Origin of the sequence: Stenotrophomonas sp. NY11291, assembly GCF_023277365.1 — a bacterium.
Classification (GTDB): Bacteria; Pseudomonadota; Gammaproteobacteria; order Xanthomonadales; family Xanthomonadaceae; genus Stenotrophomonas; species Stenotrophomonas geniculata.
In genome coordinates this window covers 524,410-548,632 of sequence record NZ_CP096975.1, presented here as the reverse complement: position 1 = coordinate 548,632, position 24,223 = coordinate 524,410, and the positions used below count along the sequence as shown (strand labels likewise).

The following is a 24,223-nucleotide window of genomic DNA, read 5'->3' as shown; positions in this document are numbered from 1 at the left end:
CCCGCGCGCCAGCAACCCCGGCTGAATGGCGCCCGCCCCCTGGACCCGGGTGGCCCGAAGGCTGGGATAGCATCGCCGCGCTCGTGCCGTGGCGGTACGTATGCCCCACGGAGGCCTTGAAAATGCTGGATATCGTACTGGTCGAAGACGATGCCCGCCTGGGTACGATGGTCAGCGACTATCTGCAGCGGCATGGCTACCAGGTGGCCCATGAGCGCAGTGGTGAGCGCGCGGTGGCCCGGATCCTGGCCGAGAAGCCGGCCCTGGTCCTGCTCGATGTCGGCCTGCCCGACCAGGATGGTTTCGAAGTGTGTCGGCAGATCCGGCCCCACTATGACGGCATCATCTGTGTGCTGACCGCCCGCACCGACAACATCGACCAGGTGCTGGGACTGGAGCTGGGGGCCGACGATTACATCGGCAAACCCATCGAACCGCGGGTGCTGCTGGCCCGCCTGCGTGCGCACCTGCGCCGCCATCGCCGGGTCGAACCGCGCGACGGCAGCCTGCGCTTCGGCGAGCTGAACATCGACCCGTCCACCCGCAATGTGCACCTGCAGGGCGGCCTGCTGGAGCTGACCACGGCCGAGTTCGACCTGCTGTTCCTGCTGGCCAGCAACGCCGGCCAGATCCTGGACCGCGATGCACTGCTGCGCGGCCTGCGTGGCATCGCCTTTGATGGCCTGGACCGTTCGATCGATGCACGCATCTCGCGCCTGCGCCGCAAGCTGGGCGACAACCCTGAACAACCGGAGCGGATCAAGACCGTGCGTGGACGCGGCTACCTGTTCAGCCGCTCGGCATGGGGATGAAGCGCACGCCTTCGGCGATGCGCGGCCACGCCTTCCACTTCCTGCGCTACGGCATCGGCTTCCTGGTCGCCCACCTGCTGCTGATCGTGCTGGGCCTGTGGGCCTGGGATGCACTGCTGGAAGACCGCACCGAAGCCAGCCTGCTGGCCGAGATGCGTGGCACCCATGCGCTGCTGCAGCAACGCTTCGCGGAAACACCGCGCGAGCAATGGCCGGCGCTGGCACGCGGGCTCGACGCCGACTTCGCCTATGCCCTGCGGATGGTGCCGCTGGCCGAGGCGGAAAAAGAGCTGTCGGCCAGCCAGCGACCGCCGCTCAACAACGGCCGGGTGCAGATCGACCTCGAACACATGCGCAGCCTGCAGCGGATCGGTGACAGCGACTATGCCGTGATGCTGGGGCCACTGGACGAAGCACTGCCCGATGAGGGGTGGCAGGACAGCGAAGTGTCCGGCGTGGCGATCCTGCTGCTGATCCTGATGGTGGCCGTGGCGCTGCCGATGTACGTGATGGTCTACCGCCTGTGGCGCGACGTCTCGCAGCTGGCCCAGGCCGCCCGGCAGATGCGCGACGGCCAGCTGGACACGCGCGCGCCACGCGCCGGCACCGCGCTGGTGCGGCCGCTGGCCAATGCCTTCAATCACATGGCCGAGCAGCTGCAGCAGCTGCTGGAAAGCCAGCGCGTGCTGGCCCAGGCGGTGGCACACGAGGTCCGCACGCCGCTGGCACGGATGCGCTTCGGCCTGGCCGACCTGGAGGACACTGCGCTGGACGAGATACAGCGCGATGCGCTGGGCGGCCTGCGCACCGATGTCGATCGGCTGCAGCACCTCACCGACGCCGGCGTCGAGTACGCCGCACTCGGTCGCTGTCACCAGCTGACCCGCCAGCGCCTGCAGCTGGCGGCACTGGTGCGCGGCGTGGTGGCCCAGTTCGCGCCGCTGCCGATGCCCGTGCAGCAGGCGCTGTCGCCGGCAGGGCTGGTCAACGTCAACCGGCACATGCTGGAACTGGCGTTGCGCAACCTGCTCGGCAATGCCCTGCGCTACGCGCGGCGGCAGATCCGCATCGCCAGCACCGTCAACGATGGCTGGCTGTGCCTGCAGGTGGAGGACGACGGCCCCGGCATCGCGCCCGAACTGCGCGGCCAGGTGCTGCAACCCTATGTGCGGTTGGATCCGGGCAGCCCCGGTTTCGGCCTCGGCCTGGCGCTGGTGCAGGTGGTGGCCGACAAGCATGGCGGCCACGTTGAAGTGATCGACTCCGAACTGGGCGGTGCCTGCATCCGCCTGCACCTGCCACTGGAAAGCGGCGGTGCCGTGGAGGGCGAGACGACCTGCTAGACCGCCGGTTCCGCGCGCGGCAAGGCAAACACGAACAGCGCACCCCGCTCGCTGTCGCGCAGTTCGATCCGGCGCCCATGCAGCTGCACGATGCGCTGCACGATCAGCAAGCCGAGGCCACCGTTGTCACCGCGTCGTGCGCCCAGCGCGGCCGGCGCCTGGAACAGCTGCGCACGCAGCGCGGGGGCTACGCCGGGGCCGTCGTCGGCAACACTCACCTCAACGCTGTCCGGCGTCGCGCGCAGGCACACCTCGATCCGGCCACCCTCCGGCGCATGCCGCAACGCGTTGTCGAGCAGGTTGGTCAGCACCCGCTCGACCAGGCCCAGATCGGCACGCACCAGCGGCAGGCCCGGCGGGAACCCGGCGTGCAGGCGCTGGTTGCGCGCCTGCGCGGCCAGCTCGAACTTCTGCAGTACGTCCTGCAGCAGTTCCGGCAGCGCGAACACTTCCCACTCCAGGCGCACTTCGCCATGTTCCAGCCGCGCCAGCTCGAACAGCGCACGTGCCAGCCGGCCAACCTTGGCACTCTGCGCCAGCGCGATACCGAGGTAGCGGCGGCGCTCATCCGGCGACAGCGTGGCGTCCTTCAATGCCAGCGTTTCCAGATAGCCGTGCAGTGACGACAACGGCGTACGCAGGTCATGGGAGATGTTGGCGACCAGCTCGCGGCGCTGCAGGTCCTGCTGGCGCAGCTGCTGCCATTGCTCTCCCAGCCGCTGCGCCATCTGTGCGTGCGCGTGCTCCAGGATCACCAGTTCGTCGCGCTCGCCGGGGCGCAGCGGCTCCGGCGGCGGCAATGGCGTGGGTGCGTCGATGTCGAACGCCTGGATGCGCCGGGTCAGCCGTCGCAGCGGGCGGGTCACCCAGTAGAACGCCACCAGCCCGGCCAGCAGGCCCAGGCTGCCGACCAGCACCACCGACCACCAGGTGGTGTTCCACTGGCTGCCGGCGGCAAGATCGTCGGCCAGCATCTGCCGGTGCTCGCCGACCAGCACCACGTACACATAGCCGGCCTGCCGGCCCTGCACGATCAGCGGTGCTGCACTGAACACCTTGCGCCCATCCGCACTGCGCGGGTCATCGCCGAGGATCGGCAACGGCGCACCGGCCAGCAGGCGGCGCAGTGGCGCCACGTCCACCCGGTTGCGCACCAGGTGCCCACTGGGCGCATCGTGGCCGAGGATGCGGCCCTGGTCGTCCAGCAGGTAGACCTCGACGCTGGGGTTGACCGCCATCAACTGGCCGAACAGCGCGCGCACCGCGGCGTCGCGCATGCCGCTGGTATCCATCAGCTCGCTGCGCTGGGCGATGTGCTCGGCCAGGCCCAGCGACAGCCGCTGCACCACCTCCTGCTCGTGGCGGGTGTTGGCACGCATCTGCAGTGCCAGCAGCGCCATGCAGCACATCAGCATCAGCGCGGCGATCACCGCTGCCAGCTTCTGCCACAGGTTCGGCTTGATCATGCCGCCGCCCCGGCCGGGTCGACCAGCTTGTAGCCGCGCCCCCACACCGTCAGCAGCCGCCGCGGATTCGCCGGATCGGGCTCGATCTTGCTGCGCAGTCGGTTGATGTGGGTATTGACCGTGTGTTCGTAGCCATCGTGCTGGTAGCCCCAGACCTGGTTGAGCAGTTCCATGCGTGCGAACACCTGGTCTGGATGGCGGGCGAAGAACAGCAGCAGGTCGAACTCGCGCGGGGTCAGCTCCAGCGCGTTGCCGTCCACCGAGGCGGTGCGTGCAACCGGGTCCAGCTGCAGCCCACCCAGCTCGATCGCGCCGGCATCGATGCGTGCGCTCTGCGCCATCGCCTCGGCGCGGCGCAGCAATGCGCGCACCCGTGCCACCAGTTCCGGCATCGAGAAGGGCTTGGCCAGGTAGTCGTCCGCGCCCAGTTCCAGGCCAACGATGCGCTGCGTTTCGCTGCCGCGCGCGCTGATGATGATGATCGGCACATAGCGCGCCATCGCGCGTGCACGCTGGCAGACCTGCAGGCCGTCCACGCCGGGCAGCATCACGTCCAGCACCAGCGCATCCCACGGACCATCCTGCTCAAGCAGGCGCAGGCCGGCATCGCCACTGGCGGCATGGGCGACGTCGTAACCCTCATCGCCCAGATGCATGCGCAGCAGGTCGGCGATGTGGGCATCGTCTTCAACGATCAGCACGCGTTTGGTCGACATCGGCAGCTCGGGGCCAGTGGGGAGGCTGGCTGCATTGTGGCGCGGGACGGCCGCCGATACCTCACGAAAAATTGAATCCTGCGTGAGGATTCGTTGACCCGGGCGGGCGCAGCATGGCCCCGTCGCCCCTTCCCGGAGTACGCCATGTCCCTGTCCCGCCGCCATCTGCTGGGCCTGGGCGGTGTTGCCACCGCCGCCGGCCTGTTCGGCCTGGGGGCCTGCAGCCGCGCCGCCCCGGCGGCCGCCGAAGCGCGCCCGTCGCGACAGTTCGAGGTCATGCACAGCGATGCACAGTGGCGCCGGCAGCTGACCCCGGCGCAGTACGCCGTACTGCGCCAGCAGGCCACCGAGCGCCCCTACAGCAGCCCGCTCAACAAGGAACACCGCCAGGGCACCTTCGCCTGCGCCGGTTGTGCGCTGCCGCTGTTCTCCTCGTCCACCAAGTTCGAGAGCGGCACCGGCTGGCCCAGCTTCTGGGCACCGCTGCACAACGCCATCGGCGAAGACCGGGACGTCACCTTCGGGATGCTGCGGGTGGAGGTGCACTGCCGCCGCTGTGGCGGCCACCTCGGCCATGTGTTCAACGATGGTCCGCGCCCGACCGGGCTGCGCTACTGCATGAACGGTGCGGCGATGGTGTTCGTTCCCGGCGCCACGGATGGCACCGCCGACGGCTGGCGGGTGCCGGTCGGTTCTTCCCCTGCTTCCGGAGCCTGACGATGCTGCTGTTGCTGCTTGCCTACCTCGGGGGCGCGCTGACCCTGCTCAGCCCCTGCATCCTGCCGGTGCTGCCGTTCGTGTTCGCGCGTGCCGACCGCCCGTTCCTGCGCAGCACGCTGCCGTTGCTGCTGGGCATGGCACTGACCTTCACCGTGGTCGCCAGCCTCGCCGCCGTGGGCAGCCAATGGGTGGCGCAGGCCAACCAGGTTGGACGCTGGATCGCCCTGCTGCTGATGGCGTTGTTCGCAGTCGCCCTGCTGTGGCCACGACTGGCCGACCATCTGCTGGCACCGTTCCAGCGGGTGGGCGCACGGCTGAGTGCGCGCGCCGATGCGGCCGATGCCGCCGGGCGTGGCGGCGCGTGGACCTCGCTGCTGATCGGCATCGCCACTGGCCTGCTGTGGGCACCGTGCGCCGGGCCGATCCTCGGCCTGGTGCTGACCGGCGCCGCCCTGCACGGTGCCAGCGTCGGCACCAGCACCCTGCTGCTGGCGTATGCGCTGGGCGCGATCACCGCGCTGGCACTGGCGGTGTGGGTGGGCGGCCGCGTGTTCCGTGCACTGCAGGCGCGGCTTGGCCTCGGCGACGCACTGCGCAAGGTGCTGGGCGTAGCCGCGCTGCTGGCAGTGGTAGCGATTGGTCTGGGCTGGGATACCGGCCTGCTCACCCGTCTTTCGACGGTCAGCACCGCACGCATCGAGCAGGGCCTGCTGGATGCGGTACCCGGCGCGCAGCCGGCGGCACCGCCGATGATGATGATGGCCGGTGCCAACGCCGCAGCCGATGCACCGCTGCCGGTGGAAGGCACCCTGCCCGCGCTGGACGGCGCCACCGGCTGGCTCAACAGCCCACCGCTGACGGCCCAGCAGCTGCGCGGCAAAGTGGTACTGGTCGATTTCTGGACGTACTCCTGCATCAACTGCCTGCGCGCGATGCCGTTCGTGCACGAATGGGAACGCCGCTACCGTGACCACGGCCTGGTGGTGGTCGGCGTGCACACGCCGGAGTTCGCCTTCGAACGTGACCCGCGCAATGTGATGAAGGCCGTGCAGCAACTCAAGGTCGAGTACCCGGTGGCGCTCGACAACCAGTACACGATCTGGCGTGCGTTCAACAACCGCTACTGGCCGGCGCAGTACTTCGTCGACGCGCAGGGCAACATCCGCGGCCACCAGTTCGGCGAAGGCAACTACGCGCGCTCGGAACAGATGATCCGTCGCCTGCTGACCGAAGCCGGACAGACGAATCTGCCGCCACCGGCCGATCCCGCTGCCGCCGAGCTGAAGGGCGTGGCCGCGCAGGCCGACATGGGCAATCTGCGCTCACCGGAAACCTATCTGGGCCACGCCCGCGCCGAGCAGTTCGCCTCGCCCGGCGGGCAGCGCAGTGATGCCGCGTTCAACTACACCTTGCCGGCCACCCTGGCGTTGAACCAGTGGGGACTGTCGGGGCGCTGGACCGTCACCGACGAGGCTGCGCAGCTGCAGCAGGCCGGTGGCCGCATCGCCTTCCAGTTCCATGCGCGCGACCTGCACCTGGTGCTGGCGCCAACCCAGGAAGGAAAGCCGGTGCGCTTCCGCGTGTTGTTGGACGGCAAGCCACTGCCTGCCGCCGATGCCGGCAGCGATGTCGGTGCCGATGGCAGCGGTGTGGTCGACGAGCACCGCCTGTACCAGCTGATCCGCCAGCGCGGCACGGTCGGCCCGCATCGCTTCGAGATCGAGTTCCTCGACTCGGGCGTGCAGGCCTATGCCTTCACCTTCGGTTGAACCGGGAGCACACGATGAAACTCTCCTTTGAACAGGGCATCGCCGCCGGTGTTGCAGGTCTGGTGGCCACGGCATTGATCGCCGGTGTGCTACTCGTTGACCACGGCGCCATCGCGGCACCGCTCGAAGCCAGCGCGCAGACCCAGGCACTACCGGCACCCACGGGCGACGCCGCGTTCCGCGATGACGCCCCCCACGCCAGCGTGGTGTTCGCCGGTGGTTGCTTCTGGGGCGTGCAGGGTGTGTTCCAGCACGTCAAAGGCGTGAGCAATGCGGTTTCCGGCTACATCGGTGGCAGCGGCGCCGATGCACGCTACGAGCGCGTCAGTAGCGGACGTACCGGTCACGCAGAAGCGGTGAAAATCGACTACGACCCGCGCCAGGTCAGCTACGGGCAGCTGATGCAGGTGTTCTTCTCGGTAGTGCACGACCCGACCCAGCTCAACCGCCAGGGGCCGGACCACGGCAGCCAGTACCGATCGGCGATTTTCACTGACGACGCACGCCAGCAGGCTGCCAGCCGCGCCTACATTGCCCAGCTAGGCCAGACCGGCAGCTACCGTGCGCCGATCGTCACCCAGCTGGTCAGCGGCCAGCACTTCTACCCGGCCGAGAGCTACCACCAGAACTACATGACGAACTACCCGCAGGCGGCCTACATCCGCTACTACGACGCACCGAAGCTGGCCGCGCTGGGCAAGCAGTTCCCGGCGTTGTACCGGCGCGATGCGGCGCTGGTGCCGATGCGCTGACGGCATTTCCCCTAGGGCTGATCGATGCTCGGCGCTGCTCTTCTGTAGAGCCGAGCCCATGCTCGGCTGCCGTTGGCGGAGGTACAGCCGAGCATGGGCTCGGCTCTACACACAAAAAAAAAAGACGCACGGCCATCCAGCCGTGCGCTTGGGAAGTATCGGCCGCGCCCCGATCAGGCCCGGCCGACAACGACATGCTAGTCTCGCCATCATCATGGGTACAGCACCAGATGGCGGGAAATTCGATGGATACAGATGACCAGAGCGCGATGATCCCACCCCGCTACCAACGGCTGTCCGACGAACTGGCCGAGGCCATCCACGGCGGCCGGCTTCCAGTAGGCAGCCGCCTGCCCTCGCTGCGACAGATGGCCCTGCAGCGCAGGCTCAGCCTGAACACGGTGATTGCCGCCTATCGCCAGCTGGAGGACGCCGGCCTGGTGATTCCGCGGCCCAAGGCCGGTTTCGAGGTGGCGCCACGACTGTCGGTGCCGGAACGTTCGCTGCGTGACACCCCGTCCGCGCCCACCGCACCACTGCAGCAGGTGCTGATGGCCCGGGTACTGGAGGCACAACGTCGCCCCGGCGTGATCGACCTGGCCTTCGCCGGCCCGCGCGGTCGCCAGTTCTACCCCGGCGCGCAGTTGGCCAGGCACACCGCGCAGGTACTGCGCCATGGCCAGCAGACGGTGGAGACCTACGCGCGCCCGAATGGTTCGCCGCGGCTGCTGGCGCAGATCGTGCGCCGTGGTCCGCGCATGGGCCTGCACACCCACGCCGAGCGCCTGCTGCTGACCCACGGTGCAATGGAAGCGCTGCAGCTGGCGTTGCGTGCAGTCACCCAGCCAGGTGATGCGGTGGGCATCGAGGCGCCGTCCTACTTCAACCTCTACCCGTTGTTGGCCAACCTGGGCCTGCAGGCCATCGAACTGCCCACACACCCGCAGCACGGGCTCGACGTGGATGCGCTGGATGCGCTGCTCGAGCACACGCCGCTGGCCGCACTGGTGGTGATGCCGACCGTGCACAACCCGCTGGGCTGCACCATGCCGACAGTGGCCAAGCAACGCCTGGCAGAACTGGTCAACGCGCGCCAGCTGCCACTGATCGAGGATGCGGTGTATGCCGAGCTGCAGTTCTGCGAACCGCCGGCGCCCCTGCTGAAGGCCTTTGATCGCGACGGCTGGGTGATGGTGGTCGGTGGTTTCTCCAAGACGCTGGCGCCGGATTACCGCATCGGCTGGCTGGATGGCGGCCGCTTCGCCGAGCGCATCGCGCTGCTGAAATTCCAGTCCACCGGCGGCGAGCCGCAGCTGCTCGGCGATGCAGTGGCCGCGTACCTGGAAGCGGGCAGCTACGAGCACCACCTGCATCGCATGCGTCGTCTGTATCGCGAACAGGTGGGGCGGCTGCGCCAGCTGGTGGCCGAACATTTCCCGCCCGGTACCCGCGCCACCGAACCACAGGGCGGGTTCCTGCTGTGGCTGGAACTGCCGGGCGTGGATACGCGCGAGCTGTTCGAGCGTGCACTGCAGGAGGATATCGTGTTCATGCCCGGCCAGGTGTATTCGCGCGGCGCGCGCTACCGGCATTGCCTGCGGCTGTCGTGCTGCCAGACGCTGGATGCGCGCTTCATCGGCGCGGTGGAGCGGCTGGGTGCGATTGCGCGGGAGCTGGCGGCGCGCCAGCTCCTGTAGAGCCGAGCCTACGCTCGGCTGCCCTTCGCCAATGGTCCCCGCTGAGCCAAGCATGGGCTCGGCTCTACAGGAAGCAGGTCAATCGAGCAGGTGCGTGCTCAGGATCTGGCCATCCGCCCCCGGAAGATGCGGCAGCCGCCCCCAGCACGGCATCGGCAGGCGCTGCCGCAGCGTGGCGAAGTTTTCATCCTGCCGCTGCATCGCCGGGTCGATGTGGTTGCCGATCCAGCCCAGGCACTCCACGCCGCTGGCCTGCAGCGACTGCGCGGTCAATCGCGCGTGGTTGACGCAGCCCAGCCGCATGCCCACCACCAGCAGCACCGGCAACTTCAGCGCGCGCACCAAGTCGAGCTGATCCAGCGTGGCCGAGACCGGCGCCAGCCAACCGCCAACACCCTCCACCACCACCACATCGGCCTGCGCGCGCAGACGCTCGAACGCGGCCACGATCGGCGCCAGCGCCACCTGCACGCCGTCCTCGGCAGCGGCCAGCTCCGGTGCCAGCGGCTGGCGCAACGCATACGGGTTCAGATCGGCATAGTCCGGTACCGGCCAGCTGGCCGCCTGCAGCGCCAATGCGTCTTCGTTGCGCAGGCCCTGCCCCAGATCCTCGCTGCCGCTGGCCACGGGCTTCATGCCCACCGCGCGCAGGCCACGCTGGCGCAGTGCATGCAGCAGCGCGGTGCTGGCCGCGGTCTTGCCGATTTCGGTGTCGGTGCCGGTAACGAACAGGGCGGGCGGCAGCGTAGCGGGCAACGGCATCGATGGGCTCCAACAGGGCAACAGTGCGTGCATTATCGCCGGCCCGGCGCGCTTGCTAGACTGCAGGCATGTTCGCCAATGCCTCGCTCACCGGCAGCAAGCCGGAACAATACGCCCAGCTGCTGGAACAGGCCCGTGGCCTGGTCTACGCCGAGTCCGACCGCATCGCCAACGCGGCCAACCTCTCGGCACTGGTCTACCACGCCCTGCCCGACCTGAACTGGGTGGGCTTCTACCTGTACGACGGCAAGGAGCTGGTGGTCGGCCCGTTCCAGGGCCTGCCGGCCTGCGTGCGCATTCCGCTGGACAAGGGCGTGTGTGGTGCCGCCGCCAGCCAGCGCGTGACCCAGCGCGTGGACGACGTCGATGCCTTCCCCGGCCACATCGCCTGCGATTCTGCCTCGCGTTCGGAGCTGGTGGTGCCGCTGCTGCGCGGTGATGAACTGATCGGCGTGTTCGATATCGACAGCCCGAAGGTCGGACGCTTCGATGCCGACGACCAGGCCGGCCTGGAAGCCATCGCCCGCGTGTTCGTCGAGGCGCTGGGATGAGCGCACCGAAGCTGCGCAACATCGGCCCGAAAAGTGCCGCGTGGCTGCGCCAGGTCGGCCTGCGCAGCCGCGAAGACCTGGTTGCGACCGGCGCAGTCGGCGCCTTCGTCAAGGTCAAGCGCGCGGGCTTCAAGCCCAGCCTGAACCTGCTGTACTCGCTGGAAGGCGCGCTGCTGGACTGCCACTGGCAGGAACTGAGCGAGCCGCAGCGTGAGGCGCTGGTGCAGGATTACGAAGCACGCATCGCCGCGCATCCGCTGAAGGCGGCCGGCCCGGCGTCGGGCCCGGTACATGAGCAGCGCTTCGATGCCGACGATGACGCTGAAGACAGCGTTGCCGAGGGCGCGGACGAGGATTGAGCCGCGCCCTTCTGTAGCGCCGAGCCCACGCTCGGCTGGCTGTTCTGATCGAAGTGCAGCCGAGCATGGCTCGGCTCTACAAGAGCAGATCAGGGCTGCTGCAGCTCCAGCAGCTCGCCCACCAGCCCGACCTCACCGCGTTCCAGCCACACCCGCAGGCGCGTGCCGTGGTCGATGCGCAGGGCCCAGCACAACGACATTGGCAGGCCGCAGACCTGCGACAGCACCATGCGCAGCGGGCCACCATGGCTGACCACCAGCGTCGGCACCGGATCGTCCTCATCGAGCAGGCGATCGAGCGCGCGCGCGATGCGCCGTTCAAAGTGGCCCCAGCTTTCGCCGTTGGGCGGCGGGAATGCATGCGGATCGGCGTGGAAGGCCGCCAGTGCATCCTCCGGCAGGTCGAACAGCGACTGCCCGTCCCAATCGCCGAAATCCAGCTCTTCCCATTCCTCGTCCGCTTCCACGTCCAGCCCACGCGGGGTGGCCAGGGCCATCGCCGTGTGCAGCGAGCGCAGCCGTGGCGAACTGATCACCCGCTCCCAGGGCTGCGCGGCGTAGGCGTCGACCAGTTCCTGCGGCAGGCGGGCCAGCTGCGGCGGATCGTTGCGGCCATCGAGGAACTCATCGCGACCGTTGCCGGCATGGCGGACCAGGTCGAGGATCATGCGCGCGTCCTGTACAGGCGACGCGGGAACAGCGGAAAACAGGCGGACATCGGCAACGGCACCACGGGATCAAGGGGCCATTCTAAAGGCACGGCAAAGGCAGTCGAGCACGCGCGGCGCTACGGGCCGCCTGCGATGCCGTAGACTGCGCGCACTTCCAGGTGACCTGCGGCCGTGGCCGGCAGGTTGAAACGGGAAGCCGGTGACGCGTGATTCCACGCCAGGCCGGCGCTGCCCCCGCAACGGTAAGCACGTCAGTTCCAGGCAACACCGCCACTGTGCCGCAGGCATGGGAAGGCGCCTGGACGGTGGCCCCAGGCCACCCGGCGGCAAGCCCGGAGACCGGCCCGGAAGCCTCAGGTCGCGATGCGGTGGGCATGGCGCTGGATGACCGCAGCCTGCGCTGCGGCGTCGGCGCATGCCTGCCTTCGCGGCTCCTCCCCTTCGCCACGCGGGCGTGCGTGGCACCTGGAGTCCCCCATGAAGCTGCAGTCCCGAATGCTGTCCCTGGCCGTGCTGGCCACCCTGCCCGCGCTGGCCCAGGCCGCCGATGACACCACTGCGCTCGACCAGATCCTGGTCACCGCCACCCGCACCCCGATCGCGCTGCAGGACAGTATCGCGCCGGCGCAGGTGATCGACCGCGCGCAGATCGAATCCAGCCAGGCCACCTCGCTGCAGGAGCTGCTGCGCGGCCGCGCCGGCATCAACCTGACCAATGCTGGCGGCCTCGGCAAGCAGAGCTCGCTGTTCCTGCGCGGCACCAACTCGGGCCACACCGTGGTGCTGGTCGACGGCGTGCGCATCAACAGTGCCGACCTCGGCCTGGCCATGTATCAGGACCTGCCCTTGGCGCAGATCGAGCGCGTCGAAATCGTTCGCGGCCCGCAGTCCAGCCTGTACGGTGCCGACGCCATCGGTGGCGTGATCCAGATCTTCACCCGCCGCAACCAGGGCGATTTCGCTCCGCACTTCCAGCTCGGCGGCGGCAGCAACGGGCTGCGCGAAGCCAGCGGCGGCATTGGTGGCGGCACCGAGCGCGGCTGGTTCGGTGCCGACATCGCCTACCAGCATTCCGACGGCATCGATGCCTGCCGCGGTTCTTCCTCGGTGTTCACCGCGGGCTGCTTTGCCGACGAGCACGACCGCGACGGCTACCGCAACCTGTCCAAGAGCCTGCGCGGCGGTTACAGCTTCAACGACCAGTGGAACGTGGAAGGCAGCGCACTGCGCGCCGATGGCAAGAACCATTACGACGGCTACTACAACTACTCCGAGACCCGCCAGCAGGTGCTGGCCGGCAAGGTGCGCTACACCCCGTCGGAGCGCCTGGCGTTCACCGCCAACGTCGGCCGCAGCGACAATGAGTCCGACAACTTCGGCGCACCGGGGGTGTTTGGCAGCGCGCAGACCCATCGTGACAGCGCCTCGCTGCAGGGTGACTTCGGTGTGGCCGAGGGCCAGCTGCTGAGTGCCGGCGTGGACTGGAGCGAAGACAATCTGGACGGCAGCAGCGCCGGGTATCTCGTCGACAGCCGCCGCAACACCGGCGTGTTCGTGCAGTACCAGGGCCGCTTCGGCCGCCACCAACTGCAGGCCAGCGCCCGCAACGACGACAACCAGCAGTTCGGCAACCACGCCACCGGCAGCGTTGGCTGGGCGATGGAACTGGGCCACGGCCTGCGCGTCAACGCCAGCTACGGCACCGCGTTCAAGGCACCGACCTTCAGCGACCTGTACGACCCGTGGAGCGGCGTGCCGACGTTGAATCCGGAGAAGTCCAAGAGCGCCAACCTCGGCGTTTCGCAGCAGGGCCAGGGCTGGCACTGGGGCATGGATGTGTACGAAACCCGCATCGATGACCTGATCACCTACGATGCGTCCACGATGAAAATGCAGCAGGTGGAGAAGGCGCGCATCCGTGGTGCCGAGCTGACCGGTGGCGTGCTGCTGGCCGGCTTCGACATCAACGCGCAGCTGAGCTACACCGACCCGCGCAACCGCACCTACGGCAGCACCCAGTTTGACAACTGGCTGCCGCGCCGTGCACAGCAGACCGCGCGCCTGGACATCGACCGTCGCTTCGGCGATTTCCGCGCCGGCCTGACCGTACAGGGCGCGGGCAAGCGCTTTGACAACGCCAGCAACTCGGTGAAGGTTGGCGGCTACGGCACGCTGGACCTGCGCGCCGAGTACGCGCTGACGCCGTCGTGGTCGCTGCTGGCGCGTGCCGCCAACGTGTTCGACCGCAACTACGAGACCGTGGCGTGGTTCAACCAGCCCGGCCGTGAGTACCAGTTGAGCGTGCGTTACCAGCCGAAATGAGGAAACGCGCCGGGCATTCCCGGCGCTTTTTCTGTAGAGCCGAGCCCATGCTCGGCTCAGGCAGCAAAGCAGCCGAGCATGGGCTCGGCTCTACACCGGGACGCCGGCGGCCAACCCCGGCAATTCACGCAGATCGTCGATCACCGCCACCGCATGCGCGGTGGCCATGTCCAGGCCGCGCGGGTAGCCGTAACGCACCAGCGCGATCGGCATGCCTGCCTCTTCGGCGGCGCGGTAGTCGGTCAACGAATCACCCACCATCAGGCAGGCGTCCACCGGCAGCCCGAAGTGCGCAGCGATGTGCCGCAACGGTTCGCCACTGGGCTTGCGCTGCGGCAGCGAATCGCCGCCCAGTATCAGCGCGAACGCATCACCGATGCCCAGGTGCTGCAGCAGCGGTGGCACCAGCGCTTCGGGCTTGTTGGTGCAGATCGCCAGCGGCACGTTGCGTGCACGCAGTTGCGCCAGCGCTTCACCCACGCCATCGAACAGGCGCGGGCTGCGCAGCAGGCATTCGCGGTAGTGCACCATGAAGACCGGCATGACCTCGGCCAGGTCGACCTCACGACCCGCGGCATGCACGGCCTGCTCGACCAGGCGGCGCACACCGTCGCCGATCCAGCCCAGCACCGTGGCTTCCGGTACGCGTGCCACACCGATGTCCTCCAGCGTGCGGTTCAGCGCTTCGGCGATATCAGCTGCGCTGTCGACCAGCGTGCCATCAAGGTCGAACACGACCAGTGGATAGGGATACGACAAGGGACGGCACCTGCATGACGTGGGGCCGTCCATTGTACGCCGCTGGTTTTTGCACCGATCCGCCTCAGCCGATCCGGCGCGCGCGGGTAGCCAGGAACGTGGGCAGGTAACGGTCGATCAGGAAACGCGGCTGCGGCTGCCAGTCCTCCATGAAGCGATCGATGATGAAGCCGGCATCCAGCTGGCCACCGATCAGTTCGGTCAGGCTGTGGCCGAAGGTCAGTGCATCGCCCCGTGCCAGCTTCGCCTCGCGCTCGGCTGGCGGCAGGTCTTCCAGGTCCGAATAGGGAATGGCGTACTGCGGCCGGATCAGGCCCTGTGCGTCCAGCTGCGGATCGCGCGCACCGACGAACAGCACCGGGTTGTAGAAGCTGGCCATCAGCATGCCATCGCGTGCCAGCACACGGCGGCATTCGGTCCACACCGGGCGCACGTCAGGCACGTACAGGTTCGAGATCGGGTGGAACACCACGTCGAAACTGTCGTTGGCGAACACGTGCAGATCGCGCATGTCACCCTGCACGGTGCGCAGCTGCAGGCCATCGCGCGCAGCGACCCTGCGGTCCTGTTCCAGCTGCCCGTCGGACAGGTCGAACACGGTGACGTCAGCGCCCGCAGCGGCCAGCACCGGTGCCTGCTGGCCACCGCCCGAGGCCAGGCACAGGATGCGACGGCCGCGCACATCACCCATCCAGTCCAGCGGCAGCGCGCGGGGCGTCAGGTGCACCTGCCAGCGGCCTTCGCGCGCGGCGGCAATCGTTGAACTTTCCACCGGGCGCGACCATTCGCGCACTTCGCTGGCCTGGCGGTCCCAGGCAGCACGGTTGTGGTCGATCAAGGCCTGTCCATGGTTCATGTGTTCTCCTTGCCCGGTGGGCGCCAATCCAGATCCTGGAAGGCCGGGCTGGCGAAACACTCGCCCAGGAAATCCAGGAATCGCCGCATGATAGCGGGCTGCTGGCGCCGTGACGCGTACACGGCATGAATGCCGAGTTCGTCCAGGCTGAATTCGGGCAGCAGTTCGATCAGCTCGCCACTGCGCAGCAGCGGCGCCACCTGGTAGGTCGGCAGCATGGCGATACCGGCACCGGCCCGCACCGCCTCCAGCAGCAGCGAGGCCTCGTTCGCGCTGATGTTGCCGCCCACCGCCACCGACAGCGAACGTCCATCGCGGTGCAGCTGCCACAGGCTTTTACCGACGTAATGGTGGGTCAGGCAGTTGTGCGCGGCCAGGTGCTCGGGGGCGGTCGGCGTGCCACGCGCCTGCAGGTAGGACGGCGTCGCGCACAACACCGAGCGGCAGGTCGCCAGGCGCCGTGCGATCAGGCTGGGGTCGATCTGGCGCGCGATGCGCACGGCCAGGTCCACCCGCTCTTCCACCAGGTTCACCGTGCGGTCGACCAGCAGCAGCTCGATGCGTGCCGCCGGATGGCGCGCAACGAAGCCGGCCACGGCCCGTGCCAGGTGGCTCTGCCCGAACGACACGCTGGCGGTCACCCGCAGCGTGCCGTGCGGCTCGGGATCATCACTGGCCAGCTCGCCCTGCAGTTCTTCGCCGATCGCCAGCATCTGCCGGAAGCGCGCCAGCGCCGCCTCGCCGGGGCCGGTCAGGCTGATCCGGCGCGTGGTTCGGTGCAGCAGGCGCGCACCCAGCCACCCTTCAACCTCGGCCAGGTAACGGGTGACCATCGCCCGCGACATGTCCAGCACCTCGGCGGCGGCGGTGAGGCTGCCGCGCTCGGCCACCTCGACAAACACGGTCATGGCGGTCAGTCGGTCCATCTGCTCGATTTCTGCAACAAACAAGCGCGTTATACGCTGTTTTTTGAACAACTGCAGCAGCCTAGAGTGGCCCCATTCCCACCCCACACCGCCCCACGGAGTGCTGCCATGAAGATCGCCCTCGTTGGTTCCACCGGCAACATCGGCCGCCAGATCGCCCGCCACGCGCTGGCCCGCGGCCACGAACTCACTGTCATCGTGCGCAGCGCGCAGGACCTTCCGGCTGAACTGGCCGGTGCGCATCCGGTGGTCGCCTCGTTGGACGACCTGGATGCGCTGGTCGCCGCCATTGCCGGCCACGACGTGCTGGCCAGTGCCTACGGCCCGCGCCCCGGCGATGACATCGGCCGTGTGGGCGAGGTCGCCGCGCAGTTGGCCGCCGCCGCACGCAAGGCCGGCGTACCGCGCCTGGTGGTGGTCGGTGGTGCCGGCAGCCTGGAAGTCGCGCCCGGCGTGCAGCTGGTCGATACCCCCGACTTCCCGGAGGCCTACAAGCCGTACGCGCTGGCCCATCGCGAGGCGTTCAACCGCCTGCAGGCAGTGGACGACCTGGACTGGACCTTCTTCTCGCCGGCCGCAGAAATCGGCCCGGGGGAAGAGCGCGGCCAGTACCGCGTGCAGCCCAAGGCCTTCCTTGCCGATGCCAGCGGCCACAGCCGCATCAGCTACGCCGACTATGGCGCGGCGTTCGTCGCCGAGCTGGAAGCGCACGCGTATCCGAAGCAGATCATCACTGCAGCGTATTGATCCACGCACGTCCCATGTAGAGCCAAGCCCGCGCTCGGCTCTACGCGAACATGCAGCCGGGCATTGGCCCGGCTCTACACAAGGAATTCCCATGCGTACCGCTGCCCTGCTGCTTCCCCTCGCCCTGGCCGCCAGCTTCACCAGTGCGCCGCTGCTGGCCGCCCCGGCCACCACGGCGCCGACGGCGGCGACGAAATCCCAGCTGCACCTGCAGACCTTCCATCCCGGCCCGCAGGCAATGTTCTCGGTGTCCTCGGTACTGATCGAAGGCCGCCACGACGCGATCCTGGTCAATGCGCAGTTCGGTGCCAGCGACGCGCGCAAGCTGGTCGAGCTGATCCGCGCCAGCGGCAAGCAGCTGACCACGATCTACATCAGCCACGGCGATCCGGACTACTACTTCGGCCTGGCCACGCTGCAGGATGCGTTCCCGCAGGCGCGCATCGTCGCTACCGCGCAGACCGTTGCCCACACCCAGCAGACCCAGGCCGGCAAGCTGGCCTACTGGGGCCCGAAGATGGGTGCCGACGTGCCGGCCCGCATCGTGGTGCCGCAGGTGCTGGATGGCGATGCCCTGCAACTGGAAGGCCAGCGCCTGCCGCTGATCGGCCTGGACGGACCGACCCCGGACCGCACGGTGCTGTGGGTGCCGTCGCTGCGTGCGATCGTCGGTGGCATTCCGGTGGTGGCCGGTGAGCACGTGTGGATGGCCGACACGCAGACGCCGAAGTCGCACACCGACTGGCTGCAGACCCTGCAGCGGTTGCAGGCGTTGAAGCCGAAAGTAGTGGTACCGGGGCATTACGCACCGGGTGCCGCACTGGATTCGAGTGCGCTGCGCTTCACCGCAGATTACATCCGCGCGTTCGATGCCGAGGCGGCCAAGGCCAAGGACAGTGCGGCACTGGTGAAAGCAATGCAGTCGCGCTACCCGAAGCTGGATGGCGTCGCATCGCTGGAGCTGAGTGCGAAGGTGGCCAAGGGCGAGATGCAGTGGCCATGAGGTAGGAAGTTTTCTTTTGCAGGGCTGCGCCCTGCACCTGCTCAATGCAACGGCAACAGCCGAAGCAACAGCAAAAGCTGGTCTCCTGAAGGTTGGCGGGGTGGGTCCGGTTGCGGGGGGCGCTGCAAGTACGTCCATGTAAGCTCGGTCGCCGCATCCATGCGGCTCACGCCCCCGCAACCGGACCCACCCCGCCTTCGACAGTTTCCCGCTATCTGTCGGAACCTGCTGCTGATGGTGGGTGCCGACCGTTGGTCGGCACGGGGTCAGAGCCCGTTGCTGCGCAACGGGCTCTGACCCCACTGTTTGATGATTAGGTATCTGTGGGTTTGTTCATGTCGTGCTCGAACAATTCCCCCTGCACCACCGGCTCCTTCTCGCGGAAGCCGCCGAGCCCGACGCCAACCAGGCGGTAACGCGTCTCCGCCGGCAGGTCGACGCGGGCGCGCAGGGCCAGCGCGATGTCGCGCAGTTCTTCCATCGATTCCGGCGGGCGCTCCGGGGTGAAGCTGCGGGTGAGGATGCGGAACTGCGCGGTCTTCAGTTTCAGCACCACGGTGTGGCCGACGCGTTCGGTCTTGCGCGTGGCCTTCCAGGTCTTCTCCGCCAGCTGCACGATCGCTTCGCCCAGGTCTTCCAGCGGCAGGTCTTCGGCGAAGGTGTCCTCCGAGGAAATCGACTGCACCTGCTGGTCCGGTTCCACCGGCCGCTCGTCGATGCCGCGTGCACGGTTGTACAGGCTGCGGCCGAAGCTGCCGAATGCTTCTTCCAGGTCGATCAACGCCCACTGCCGCAGATCGCCGCAGGTGACGATGCCGCGCGCGGCAAGTTTTCCTTCCATCACCTTGCCGACGCCGGGCACCCGGTTCACTGGCAACGGCTGCAGGAACGCGTCCACCCGCTGCGGGGGGATCACGAACTGGCCATCAGGTTTGCGCCAGTCCGAGGCGATCTTGGCCAGGAACTTGTTTGGCGCGATGCCAGCTGAAGCAGTCAGGTTCGTTTCCTCGCGGATCTGCGCGCGGATGGTGCGGGCGATGTCGGTGGCCAGTTCGATGCCGCTCTTCGGCTCGGTCACATCGAGGTAGGCCTCGTCCAGCGACAACGGCTCGACCAGGTCGGTATGCCGCAGGAAGATCGCGCGCACCTGCTGTGACACCGCCTTGTAACGTGCGAAGTCCGGCGGCACGAAGATCGCATCCGGACACAGGCGCTCGGCACGCACGGCGGGCATCGCCGAACGCACGCCGAACACGCGTGCCTCGTACGAGGCCGCGCACACCACCGAACGCGCGCCACGCCATGCCACAACCACCGGCTTGCCGCGCAGTGACGGATCGTCGCGCTGCTCCACCGACGCGTAGAACGCGTCCATGTCGACGTGGATGATCTTGCGCAGTCGGGTCATGTCAGGCGGAAAGGGCGGGGGCGTGCCGGACGGGCCACACGCCGAAGTATGGTCGTTGCACATCAACAGGATGCGCGTATTCCATTGAAAACACTACGGTTGCGTACGGTTGAAATGTTTGATCGGCGCAGTTTCCACGGGCATCCTCGAGCGCTTGTTTCCCTGTTTCCCCGCTTCCAGGATTGTGCTTCATGACCCGTCTCCACGCGTTCAACCGCGAACAGCTGCTGGCCAGCGCACGCGGTGAACTGTTCGGCGCCGCCGCCGGCCGTTTGCCCAACGATCCGATGCTGATGTTCGACCGCATCACCGACATCCGCGAGGACGGCGGACCGCATGGCAAAGGCATGGTACGCGCCGAACTGGATATCCGCCCGGACCTGTGGTTCTTCGGCTGCCACTTCATCGGCGACCCCGTGATGCCCGGCTGCCTGGGCCTGGATGCCATGTGGCAGCTGACCGGCTTCTTCCTGACCTGGCTGGGCGCCCCCGGCAAGGGCCGCGCGCTGGGCTGTGGCGAAGTGAAGTTCACCGGCCAGGTGCTGCCGGACGCCAAGCTGGTGCGCTACGAGATCGATATCAGCCGTGTCATCAACCGCAAGCTGGTGATGGCCCAGTCGGACGCGCGCATGTACGTGGATGACCGCGAAATCTACAGCGCGCGCGACCTGCGCGTCGGCCTGTTCACTGAAACCGGGAGCTTCTGATGCGTCGCGTCGTCATCACTGGCATGGGCATCACGTCCTGCCTCGGCAATGATCTGGATACCGTTTCGGCTGCGCTGCGCGAAGGGCGCTCGGGCATCACCGCCCTGGCCGACCACGCCGAAGCGGGCCTGCGCAGCCAGGTCGGCGGTCGTGTCGACCTCGATCTGGAGGCGCTGATCGACCGCAAGCAGAAGCGCTTCATGAGCGATGCGGCGGCCTTCGCCTATCTGGCCATGCGCGATGCCATCGCCGATGCCGGGCTCAGCGCCGAGCAGGTCAGCAATCTGCGTACCGGCCTGATCGCCGGTTCCGGTGGCGGCTCCAGCGAGTGGCAGATCGGCGCGGTCGACCTGCTGCGCGAACGTGGCGTGCGCAAGGTCGGCCCGTACATGGTGCCGCGCACGATGTGCTCGACCGTCTCGGCCTGCCTGGCCACGGCCTACCAGATCAAGGGCGTCAGCTACTCGCTGTCGGCCGCCTGCGCCACCTCGGCGCACTGCATCGGCGCTGCCGCGGACATGATCCGCCATGGCGCGCAGGACATCATGTTCGCCGGTGGCGGCGAAGATCTGCACTGGTCGATGAGCGTGATGTTCGACGCGATGGGCGCGCTGTCGACCAGCTTCAACGAGACCCCGGCCAGCGCCTCGCGTCCGTACGACAAGGACCGCGACGGCTTCGTCATCGCCGGCGGCGGCGGCATGCTGGTGCTGGAGGACTACGACCACGCCGTTGCACGCGGCGCACACATCCACGCCGAACTGATCGGCTATGGCGTCACCTCCGACGGCGCCGACATGGTCGCCCCGTCCGGCGAAGGTGCGGTGCGCTGCATGAAGATGGCGCTGCAGGGCGTCGATCGTCCGCTGGACTACCTCAACACCCACGGCACCTCCACGCCGCTGGGCGATGTCACCGAGCTCAATGCGATCCGCGAAGTGTTCGGCGATGCGGTGCCGCCGCTGTCCTCGACCAAGGCGCTGTCGGGCCATTCGCTGGGTGCGGCCAGCGTGCACGAGGCGATCTACTGCCTGCTGATGATGCGCGATGGCTTCGTTGCCGGTTCGGCCAACATCGGCGAACTGGATCCGAAGGTGGAGAGCTTCCCGATCCTGCGCGAAAGCCGCGAGCAGAAGCTGGATACGGTGATGTCCAACAGCTTCGGCTTCGGTGGCACCAACGCCGCGCTGGTGTTCGGGCGGGTGTGATGGGGGCAGGTGTGCCGACCAACGGTCGGCACCCACCAATAGATGTAGAGCCGAGCCATGCTCGGCTCAGTGCCGGCCAACGGCCGGCATCTACCGCTTATTTCGGCAACAACGGCACCAGCAATGCGTGCGCGTCCACCAGCGAGCCCACGATGCGGTGGCCCAGTGCGCGCAGCTCTTCATCAGGATGCACCAGGTCCGGCACCTGGATCACGGTCATGCCGGCCGCCAATGCTGCGCGCGTACCGGCCGGTGAGTCTTCCAGCGCCAGGCAGCGTTCCGGGGCCTGGCCCAGCCGCTGCGCGGCCAGCAGGTAGATATCCGGCGCCGGCTTCGGCCGCGCCACGTCGCCACTGGTGATCACCGCATCGAAGTACGGCAGCAGGCCAGCGGCCGTCAGCTTGCGGTTGGCCCGCGGCTGCCGCGTGGTGGTTGCCACCGCACGCGGTACCGCGTGCGCCTTCAACAGCTCCAGCAGCTCCAGGATGCCCGGCCGCAGCGGCAGGCCGGTCTGGGTGCGTGCTTCGTACAGCTCATGGCAGCGTGCAGCCACCGCCTCGATCACGCTGTCCTCGATCCCCTGCGCACGCAGCAGCGCGTGCGTGTCGCGGTCACCGAGGCCGACCATGCGCAGGAACACGGCCTCGTCCAGGCCCAGTCCGAATTCGTCGGCGGCCTCGCTCCAACAGGCCAGCGAGACCCGCTCGCTGTCGATCATCAGGCCGTCCATGTCAAAGATGACGGCGTCGGGGAGGAACGGCAGCGCAGCGATGGTGGTCATGGAGCGAACAGCGTATCCAGGTCGGTGGAAGTGAGCTGCCGCCATTGCCCTTCGTCCAGCCCCTGCAGGTCCAGCCCGCCGACGCGGCTGCGGTGCAGGGCCTGCACGTGGTTGCCGGTGGCGGCGAACATGCGGCGTACCTGATGGTAGCGGCCTTCATGCAGCACCAGGCGCGCGCGACGCGCATCCACCACTTCCAGTTCAGCCGGCAGCAGGGGCGTCTTCTCGGACTCCAGCATCAGCGTGCCGCTGGCGAACAGCGCCACCTCGTCGCCGCGCAGGTCCTCGCTCAACTCGACCTCATAGACTTTCGGCAGCTTCGACTTCGGCGAGATGATCCGGTGCAGCAGGCCACCGTCGTCGGTCAGCAGCAGCAGGCCACTGGTCTCGCGGTCGAGGCGGCCCACCGTGGACAGCACCGGATCGCGGTCGCGGAAGCGCGGCGGCAGCAGGTCGTAGATCAGGCGGCCGGTGTCCTTGGTCGAGCAGGTGTAGCCGGCCGGCTTGTGCAGCGCGATCGACAGGCCCACCGGCGGGTCCAGCGGCTCGCCGTCGACGCGGATCGCCTCGTGCGGCACCTGGTCGTCGGCGTACAGCACCTCGCCGTCGGCGTCGGTGACGCGGCCTTCACGGAACATCCACTGCACCTGCTTGCGGCTGCCATAGCCCAGGTTGGCGATGAGCTTGACCAGCTTCACTTGCCCTTCCCCTTCACCGCTTCCACCAGCTTGAAGCCATCACGCTCGGCGATCACGCGCACCGCGCCAAAGCTCTCGTTGAGCGTGTACTCGTACGGCAGGTGGCGATTGGCCACCACGTACAGGCGTCCGCCCGGGCGCAGCGCCTGCGCGGCCACGGCGATGAAGCGCTGGCCGATGTCCGGGCGATCGGCGCGCGAGGGCGTGTGGAACGGCGGATTGCTGATGATGACGTCGTAGCCCGGCTCGATGCCGGCGGTGACGTCCTGCCACAGGAAGCGCAGCGGCAGCGGACGCGGCGGCGGTGCCAGGTTCAGCTCGGCCAGTGCCAACGCGCGCTGCTCCGCTTCGTACAGGTCCAGCGCGGTGATCTTCGGGCAGCGCTCCAGCAGCTCGCGCGACAGGTAGCCGTAGCCGGCACCGAGGTCGGCGGCGCGGCCGGCCAGGTCGGCCGGCAGGTGCTCGGCCAGCAGCGCCGAGGCCGGATCGATGCGGTCCCAGGCGAACACGCCCGGGCGGCTGAGGAAACGGCCGCCGACGATCGGCCGCACCGCATCCAGTGCCGACCAGCGCTTGGCCAGGTCGGCGTCGTGCTGGCCCTGCATCGGGGCGGTCCAGTACACGCGGCAGTGATTCTTGGTCAGGCTGCCGCCGAGGCCGGCCAGTTGCTTGAGGTCGCCCTCGCCCGAGCGTGCACCTTCGTTGTTGGACTGGCAGGCAACGATGCGGCCGCCGTCGGCGACCAGCGCCAGCGCACGGGCAAACAGCGCGCGGGCTTCTTCACGCTGGCGCGGCGGCAGCACCAGCACCAGCGGGTAACGGCCCTTGCCGGCCACATCATCCAGCTGGCCACTGACGGTCCAGCCGGCGGCCTGCTGCAGCGGCTGCGCGAACGGGGCGAAGCTCTGCTCGCAGTGGACCTCGCGGCTGCCGGCCGCTTCACGCAGCGGCCAGCCGTCGCGGGCACGCAGGAAGGCCACCGGGCCCTCCGGCCAGCGCAGGGCGCCTTGGGAGAACGGCAGGAACAGGGTCTGCAGGGGGGCGTCGTCGCTGGAGGCCATCGGCGCGGGTACTTCAAGCGTGAGGGCCGTCCATTGTACCGGCTTGGCCGGACCGTCCCCGGTATGCCGCTTTGCGAAACCCGAACGGGGCCTTGATCTGCCAGCAACATTGAAACGTTCAGGGTAGAG

Annotated in this window: 24 protein-coding genes and 1 riboswitch; of the genes, 13 read left to right on the top strand and 11 right to left on the bottom strand. The window is 68.3% G+C overall.

The genetic code is table 11. From position 1 onward, the window contains the following. The first annotated feature begins 122 nt into the window (after positions 1–122). Both M1L61_RS02525 and M1L61_RS02520 read left to right on the top strand, forming a co-directional pair. Complete coding sequence (locus M1L61_RS02525; RefSeq protein ID WP_010484092.1) at positions 123–812, top strand: winged helix-turn-helix domain-containing protein; 690 nt, start codon at positions 123–125, stop codon at positions 810–812. Next, positions 809–2,155 (top strand): ATP-binding protein, encoded by a 1,347-nt coding sequence (locus M1L61_RS02520; protein WP_049480787.1) that lies wholly within the window; start codon positions 809–811, stop codon positions 2,153–2,155. Before M1L61_RS02525 ends, M1L61_RS02520 begins: the two co-directional genes overlap by 4 nt. On the opposite strand, the gene M1L61_RS02515 is transcribed toward M1L61_RS02520, so the two are convergent. Beyond that, entirely contained in the window at positions 2,152–3,621 is a 1,470-nt protein-coding gene (locus M1L61_RS02515) for a HAMP domain-containing sensor histidine kinase (RefSeq protein ID WP_019338004.1), read from the bottom strand. The genes M1L61_RS02520 and M1L61_RS02515 overlap by 4 nt on opposite strands. Then, a complete protein-coding gene (locus tag M1L61_RS02510; protein WP_014035866.1) occupies positions 3,618–4,337 on the bottom strand; it encodes a response regulator transcription factor in 720 nt (239 codons plus the stop codon). Before M1L61_RS02510 ends, M1L61_RS02515 begins: the two co-directional genes overlap by 4 nt. A gap of 144 nt (positions 4,338–4,481) precedes the next feature. Here M1L61_RS02510 and msrB point away from each other — a divergent pair, with 144 nt between their 5' ends. From msrB to M1L61_RS02490, 4 genes are all read left to right on the top strand, one after another. Then, positions 4,482–5,054: a peptide-methionine (R)-S-oxide reductase MsrB gene (msrB, locus tag M1L61_RS02505; protein WP_057503809.1), complete on the top strand. Its 573-nt coding sequence runs from the start codon at positions 4,482–4,484 to the stop codon at positions 5,052–5,054. A 2-nt stretch (positions 5,055–5,056) separates the two neighbouring features. Further along, positions 5,057–6,826 carry a cytochrome c biogenesis protein DipZ gene (locus M1L61_RS02500; protein ID WP_248854267.1) on the top strand — a complete coding sequence of 590 codons (1,770 nt, stop codon included), beginning with the start codon at positions 5,057–5,059 and terminating at the stop codon, positions 6,824–6,826. A gap of 14 nt (positions 6,827–6,840) precedes the next feature. Then, a complete protein-coding gene (gene msrA / locus M1L61_RS02495) occupies positions 6,841–7,578 on the top strand; it encodes a peptide-methionine (S)-S-oxide reductase MsrA (RefSeq protein ID WP_010484097.1) in 738 nt (245 codons plus the stop codon). Positions 7,579–7,823: 245 nt separating this feature from the next. Next, positions 7,824–9,275, top strand: a complete 1,452-nt coding sequence (locus tag M1L61_RS02490; protein WP_057503353.1) for a PLP-dependent aminotransferase family protein — start codon at positions 7,824–7,826, stop codon at positions 9,273–9,275. A 78-nt stretch (positions 9,276–9,353) separates the two neighbouring features. Here the strand turns inward: M1L61_RS02490 and bioD are convergent, their stop codons facing one another. Next, entirely contained in the window at positions 9,354–10,037 is a 684-nt protein-coding gene (bioD, locus tag M1L61_RS02485) for a dethiobiotin synthase (RefSeq protein ID WP_043398844.1), read from the bottom strand. Positions 10,038–10,105: 68 nt separating this feature from the next. Between bioD and M1L61_RS02480 the strand changes: the two genes are divergently transcribed. Both M1L61_RS02480 and M1L61_RS02475 read left to right on the top strand, forming a co-directional pair. Beyond that, positions 10,106–10,588, top strand: a complete 483-nt coding sequence (locus M1L61_RS02480; RefSeq protein ID WP_004140850.1) for a GAF domain-containing protein — start codon at positions 10,106–10,108, stop codon at positions 10,586–10,588. Then, the gene (locus tag M1L61_RS02475) at positions 10,585–10,947 is read left to right on the top strand and encodes a TfoX/Sxy family protein (protein WP_010484100.1); all 363 of its coding nucleotides are present in this window, start codon (positions 10,585–10,587) and stop codon (positions 10,945–10,947) included. Before M1L61_RS02480 ends, M1L61_RS02475 begins: the two co-directional genes overlap by 4 nt. An 89-nt stretch (positions 10,948–11,036) precedes the next feature. Here M1L61_RS02475 and M1L61_RS02470 read toward each other — a convergent pair whose 3' ends face one another. After that, positions 11,037–11,615 (bottom strand): histidine phosphatase family protein, encoded by a 579-nt coding sequence (locus tag M1L61_RS02470; RefSeq protein WP_010484101.1) that lies wholly within the window; start codon positions 11,613–11,615, stop codon positions 11,037–11,039. Between the two features lie 142 nt (positions 11,616–11,757). Beyond that, positions 11,758–11,981, top strand: a riboswitch (cobalamin riboswitch). A 114-nt stretch (positions 11,982–12,095) separates the two neighbouring features. Here M1L61_RS02470 and btuB point away from each other — a divergent pair. Continuing rightward, positions 12,096–13,940, top strand: a complete 1,845-nt coding sequence (btuB, locus tag M1L61_RS02465; protein WP_143994752.1) for a TonB-dependent vitamin B12 receptor — start codon at positions 12,096–12,098, stop codon at positions 13,938–13,940. Positions 13,941–14,030: 90 nt separating this feature from the next. On the opposite strand, the gene gph is transcribed toward btuB, so the two are convergent. The 3 genes from gph to M1L61_RS02450 form a co-directional block, all read right to left on the bottom strand. Then, positions 14,031–14,699 carry a phosphoglycolate phosphatase gene (gene gph / locus M1L61_RS02460; RefSeq protein ID WP_053442473.1) on the bottom strand — a complete coding sequence of 223 codons (669 nt, stop codon included), beginning with the start codon at positions 14,697–14,699 and terminating at the stop codon, positions 14,031–14,033. A 64-nt stretch (positions 14,700–14,763) separates the two neighbouring features. Next, on the bottom strand, positions 14,764–15,555 hold the full coding sequence (locus tag M1L61_RS02455; RefSeq protein WP_019338001.1) for a class I SAM-dependent methyltransferase: 792 nt from the start codon (positions 15,553–15,555) through the stop codon (positions 14,764–14,766). Further along, positions 15,552–16,481, bottom strand: a complete 930-nt coding sequence (locus tag M1L61_RS02450; protein WP_010484105.1) for a LysR family transcriptional regulator — start codon at positions 16,479–16,481, stop codon at positions 15,552–15,554. The genes M1L61_RS02455 and M1L61_RS02450 overlap by 4 nt, the downstream gene beginning before the upstream one ends. Positions 16,482–16,589: 108 nt before the next feature. Here M1L61_RS02450 and M1L61_RS02445 point away from each other — a divergent pair, with 108 nt between their 5' ends. Both M1L61_RS02445 and M1L61_RS02440 read left to right on the top strand, forming a co-directional pair. Next, a complete protein-coding gene (locus M1L61_RS02445; protein ID WP_057503356.1) occupies positions 16,590–17,228 on the top strand; it encodes an NAD(P)H-binding protein in 639 nt (212 codons plus the stop codon). Positions 17,229–17,319: 91 nt separating this feature from the next. Next, positions 17,320–18,231 (top strand): MBL fold metallo-hydrolase, encoded by a 912-nt coding sequence (locus tag M1L61_RS02440; RefSeq protein WP_248854266.1) that lies wholly within the window; start codon positions 17,320–17,322, stop codon positions 18,229–18,231. Positions 18,232–18,544: 313 nt separating this feature from the next. On the opposite strand, the gene dinB is transcribed toward M1L61_RS02440, so the two are convergent. Then, positions 18,545–19,639: a DNA polymerase IV gene (gene dinB, locus M1L61_RS02435; protein WP_043398884.1), complete on the bottom strand. Its 1,095-nt coding sequence runs from the start codon at positions 19,637–19,639 to the stop codon at positions 18,545–18,547. A 191-nt stretch (positions 19,640–19,830) separates the two neighbouring features. On the opposite strand from dinB, the gene fabA reads away from it, so the two are divergent. Continuing rightward, positions 19,831–20,346, top strand: a complete 516-nt coding sequence (gene fabA, locus M1L61_RS02430; protein WP_010484110.1) for a 3-hydroxyacyl-[acyl-carrier-protein] dehydratase FabA — start codon at positions 19,831–19,833, stop codon at positions 20,344–20,346. Beyond that, on the top strand, positions 20,346–21,554 hold the full coding sequence (gene fabB, locus M1L61_RS02425) for a beta-ketoacyl-ACP synthase I (RefSeq protein WP_019337996.1): 1,209 nt from the start codon (positions 20,346–20,348) through the stop codon (positions 21,552–21,554). The genes fabA and fabB overlap by 1 nt, the downstream gene beginning before the upstream one ends. 97 nt (positions 21,555–21,651) lie before the next feature. Here the strand turns inward: fabB and M1L61_RS02420 are convergent, their stop codons facing one another. Genes M1L61_RS02420 through M1L61_RS02410 form a run of 3 tightly spaced genes read right to left on the bottom strand, consistent with a single transcriptional unit; the run spans position 21,652 to position 24,094 of the window. Further along, positions 21,652–22,335, bottom strand: coding sequence for an HAD family phosphatase (locus M1L61_RS02420; protein WP_049454387.1), 684 nt, complete (start codon positions 22,333–22,335; stop codon positions 21,652–21,654). Then, positions 22,332–23,033 (bottom strand): pseudouridine synthase, encoded by a 702-nt coding sequence (locus tag M1L61_RS02415; protein WP_010484113.1) that lies wholly within the window; start codon positions 23,031–23,033, stop codon positions 22,332–22,334. Before M1L61_RS02415 ends, M1L61_RS02420 begins: the two co-directional genes overlap by 4 nt. Next, positions 23,030–24,094, bottom strand: coding sequence for a class I SAM-dependent methyltransferase (locus tag M1L61_RS02410; protein WP_248854265.1), 1,065 nt, complete (start codon positions 24,092–24,094; stop codon positions 23,030–23,032). Before M1L61_RS02410 ends, M1L61_RS02415 begins: the two co-directional genes overlap by 4 nt. Between the last annotated feature and the right edge of the window lie 129 nt (positions 24,095–24,223).

Bases quoted from the DNA above. Each gene is read 5' to 3' on its own strand.
- M1L61_RS02520 (WP_049480787.1), top strand. From the start codon at position 809: ATGAAGCGCACGCCTTCGGCGATGCGCGGCCACGCCTTCCACTTCCTG.
- M1L61_RS02500 (WP_248854267.1), top strand. From the start codon at position 5,057: ATGCTGCTGTTGCTGCTTGCCTACCTCGGGGGCGCGCTGACCCTGCTC.
- M1L61_RS02410 (WP_248854265.1), bottom strand. From the start codon at position 24,094: ATGGCCTCCAGCGACGACGCCCCCCTGCAGACCCTGTTCCTGCCGTTC.
- bioD (WP_043398844.1), bottom strand. From the start codon at position 10,037: ATGCCGTTGCCCGCTACGCTGCCGCCCGCCCTGTTCGTTACCGGCACC.
- M1L61_RS02490 (WP_057503353.1), top strand. From the start codon at position 7,824: ATGGATACAGATGACCAGAGCGCGATGATCCCACCCCGCTACCAACGG.
- M1L61_RS02475 (WP_010484100.1), top strand. From the start codon at position 10,585: ATGAGCGCACCGAAGCTGCGCAACATCGGCCCGAAAAGTGCCGCGTGG.
- M1L61_RS02440 (WP_248854266.1), top strand. From the start codon at position 17,320: ATGCGTACCGCTGCCCTGCTGCTTCCCCTCGCCCTGGCCGCCAGCTTC.
- fabA (WP_010484110.1), top strand. From the start codon at position 19,831: ATGACCCGTCTCCACGCGTTCAACCGCGAACAGCTGCTGGCCAGCGCA.
- M1L61_RS02450 (WP_010484105.1), bottom strand. From the start codon at position 16,481: ATGGACCGACTGACCGCCATGACCGTGTTTGTCGAGGTGGCCGAGCGC.
- M1L61_RS02525 (WP_010484092.1), top strand. From the start codon at position 123: ATGCTGGATATCGTACTGGTCGAAGACGATGCCCGCCTGGGTACGATG.
- msrA (WP_010484097.1), top strand. From the start codon at position 6,841: ATGAAACTCTCCTTTGAACAGGGCATCGCCGCCGGTGTTGCAGGTCTG.
- M1L61_RS02445 (WP_057503356.1), top strand. From the start codon at position 16,590: ATGAAGATCGCCCTCGTTGGTTCCACCGGCAACATCGGCCGCCAGATC.
- M1L61_RS02455 (WP_019338001.1), bottom strand. From the start codon at position 15,555: ATGAACCATGGACAGGCCTTGATCGACCACAACCGTGCTGCCTGGGAC.
- M1L61_RS02480 (WP_004140850.1), top strand. From the start codon at position 10,106: ATGTTCGCCAATGCCTCGCTCACCGGCAGCAAGCCGGAACAATACGCC.
- dinB (WP_043398884.1), bottom strand. From the start codon at position 19,639: ATGACCCGACTGCGCAAGATCATCCACGTCGACATGGACGCGTTCTAC.
- fabB (WP_019337996.1), top strand. From the start codon at position 20,346: ATGCGTCGCGTCGTCATCACTGGCATGGGCATCACGTCCTGCCTCGGC.
- M1L61_RS02420 (WP_049454387.1), bottom strand. From the start codon at position 22,335: ATGACCACCATCGCTGCGCTGCCGTTCCTCCCCGACGCCGTCATCTTT.
- M1L61_RS02510 (WP_014035866.1), bottom strand. From the start codon at position 4,337: ATGTCGACCAAACGCGTGCTGATCGTTGAAGACGATGCCCACATCGCC.
- msrB (WP_057503809.1), top strand. From the start codon at position 4,482: ATGTCCCTGTCCCGCCGCCATCTGCTGGGCCTGGGCGGTGTTGCCACC.
- M1L61_RS02515 (WP_019338004.1), bottom strand. From the start codon at position 3,621: ATGATCAAGCCGAACCTGTGGCAGAAGCTGGCAGCGGTGATCGCCGCG.
- btuB (WP_143994752.1), top strand. From the start codon at position 12,096: ATGAAGCTGCAGTCCCGAATGCTGTCCCTGGCCGTGCTGGCCACCCTG.
- M1L61_RS02470 (WP_010484101.1), bottom strand. From the start codon at position 11,615: ATGATCCTCGACCTGGTCCGCCATGCCGGCAACGGTCGCGATGAGTTC.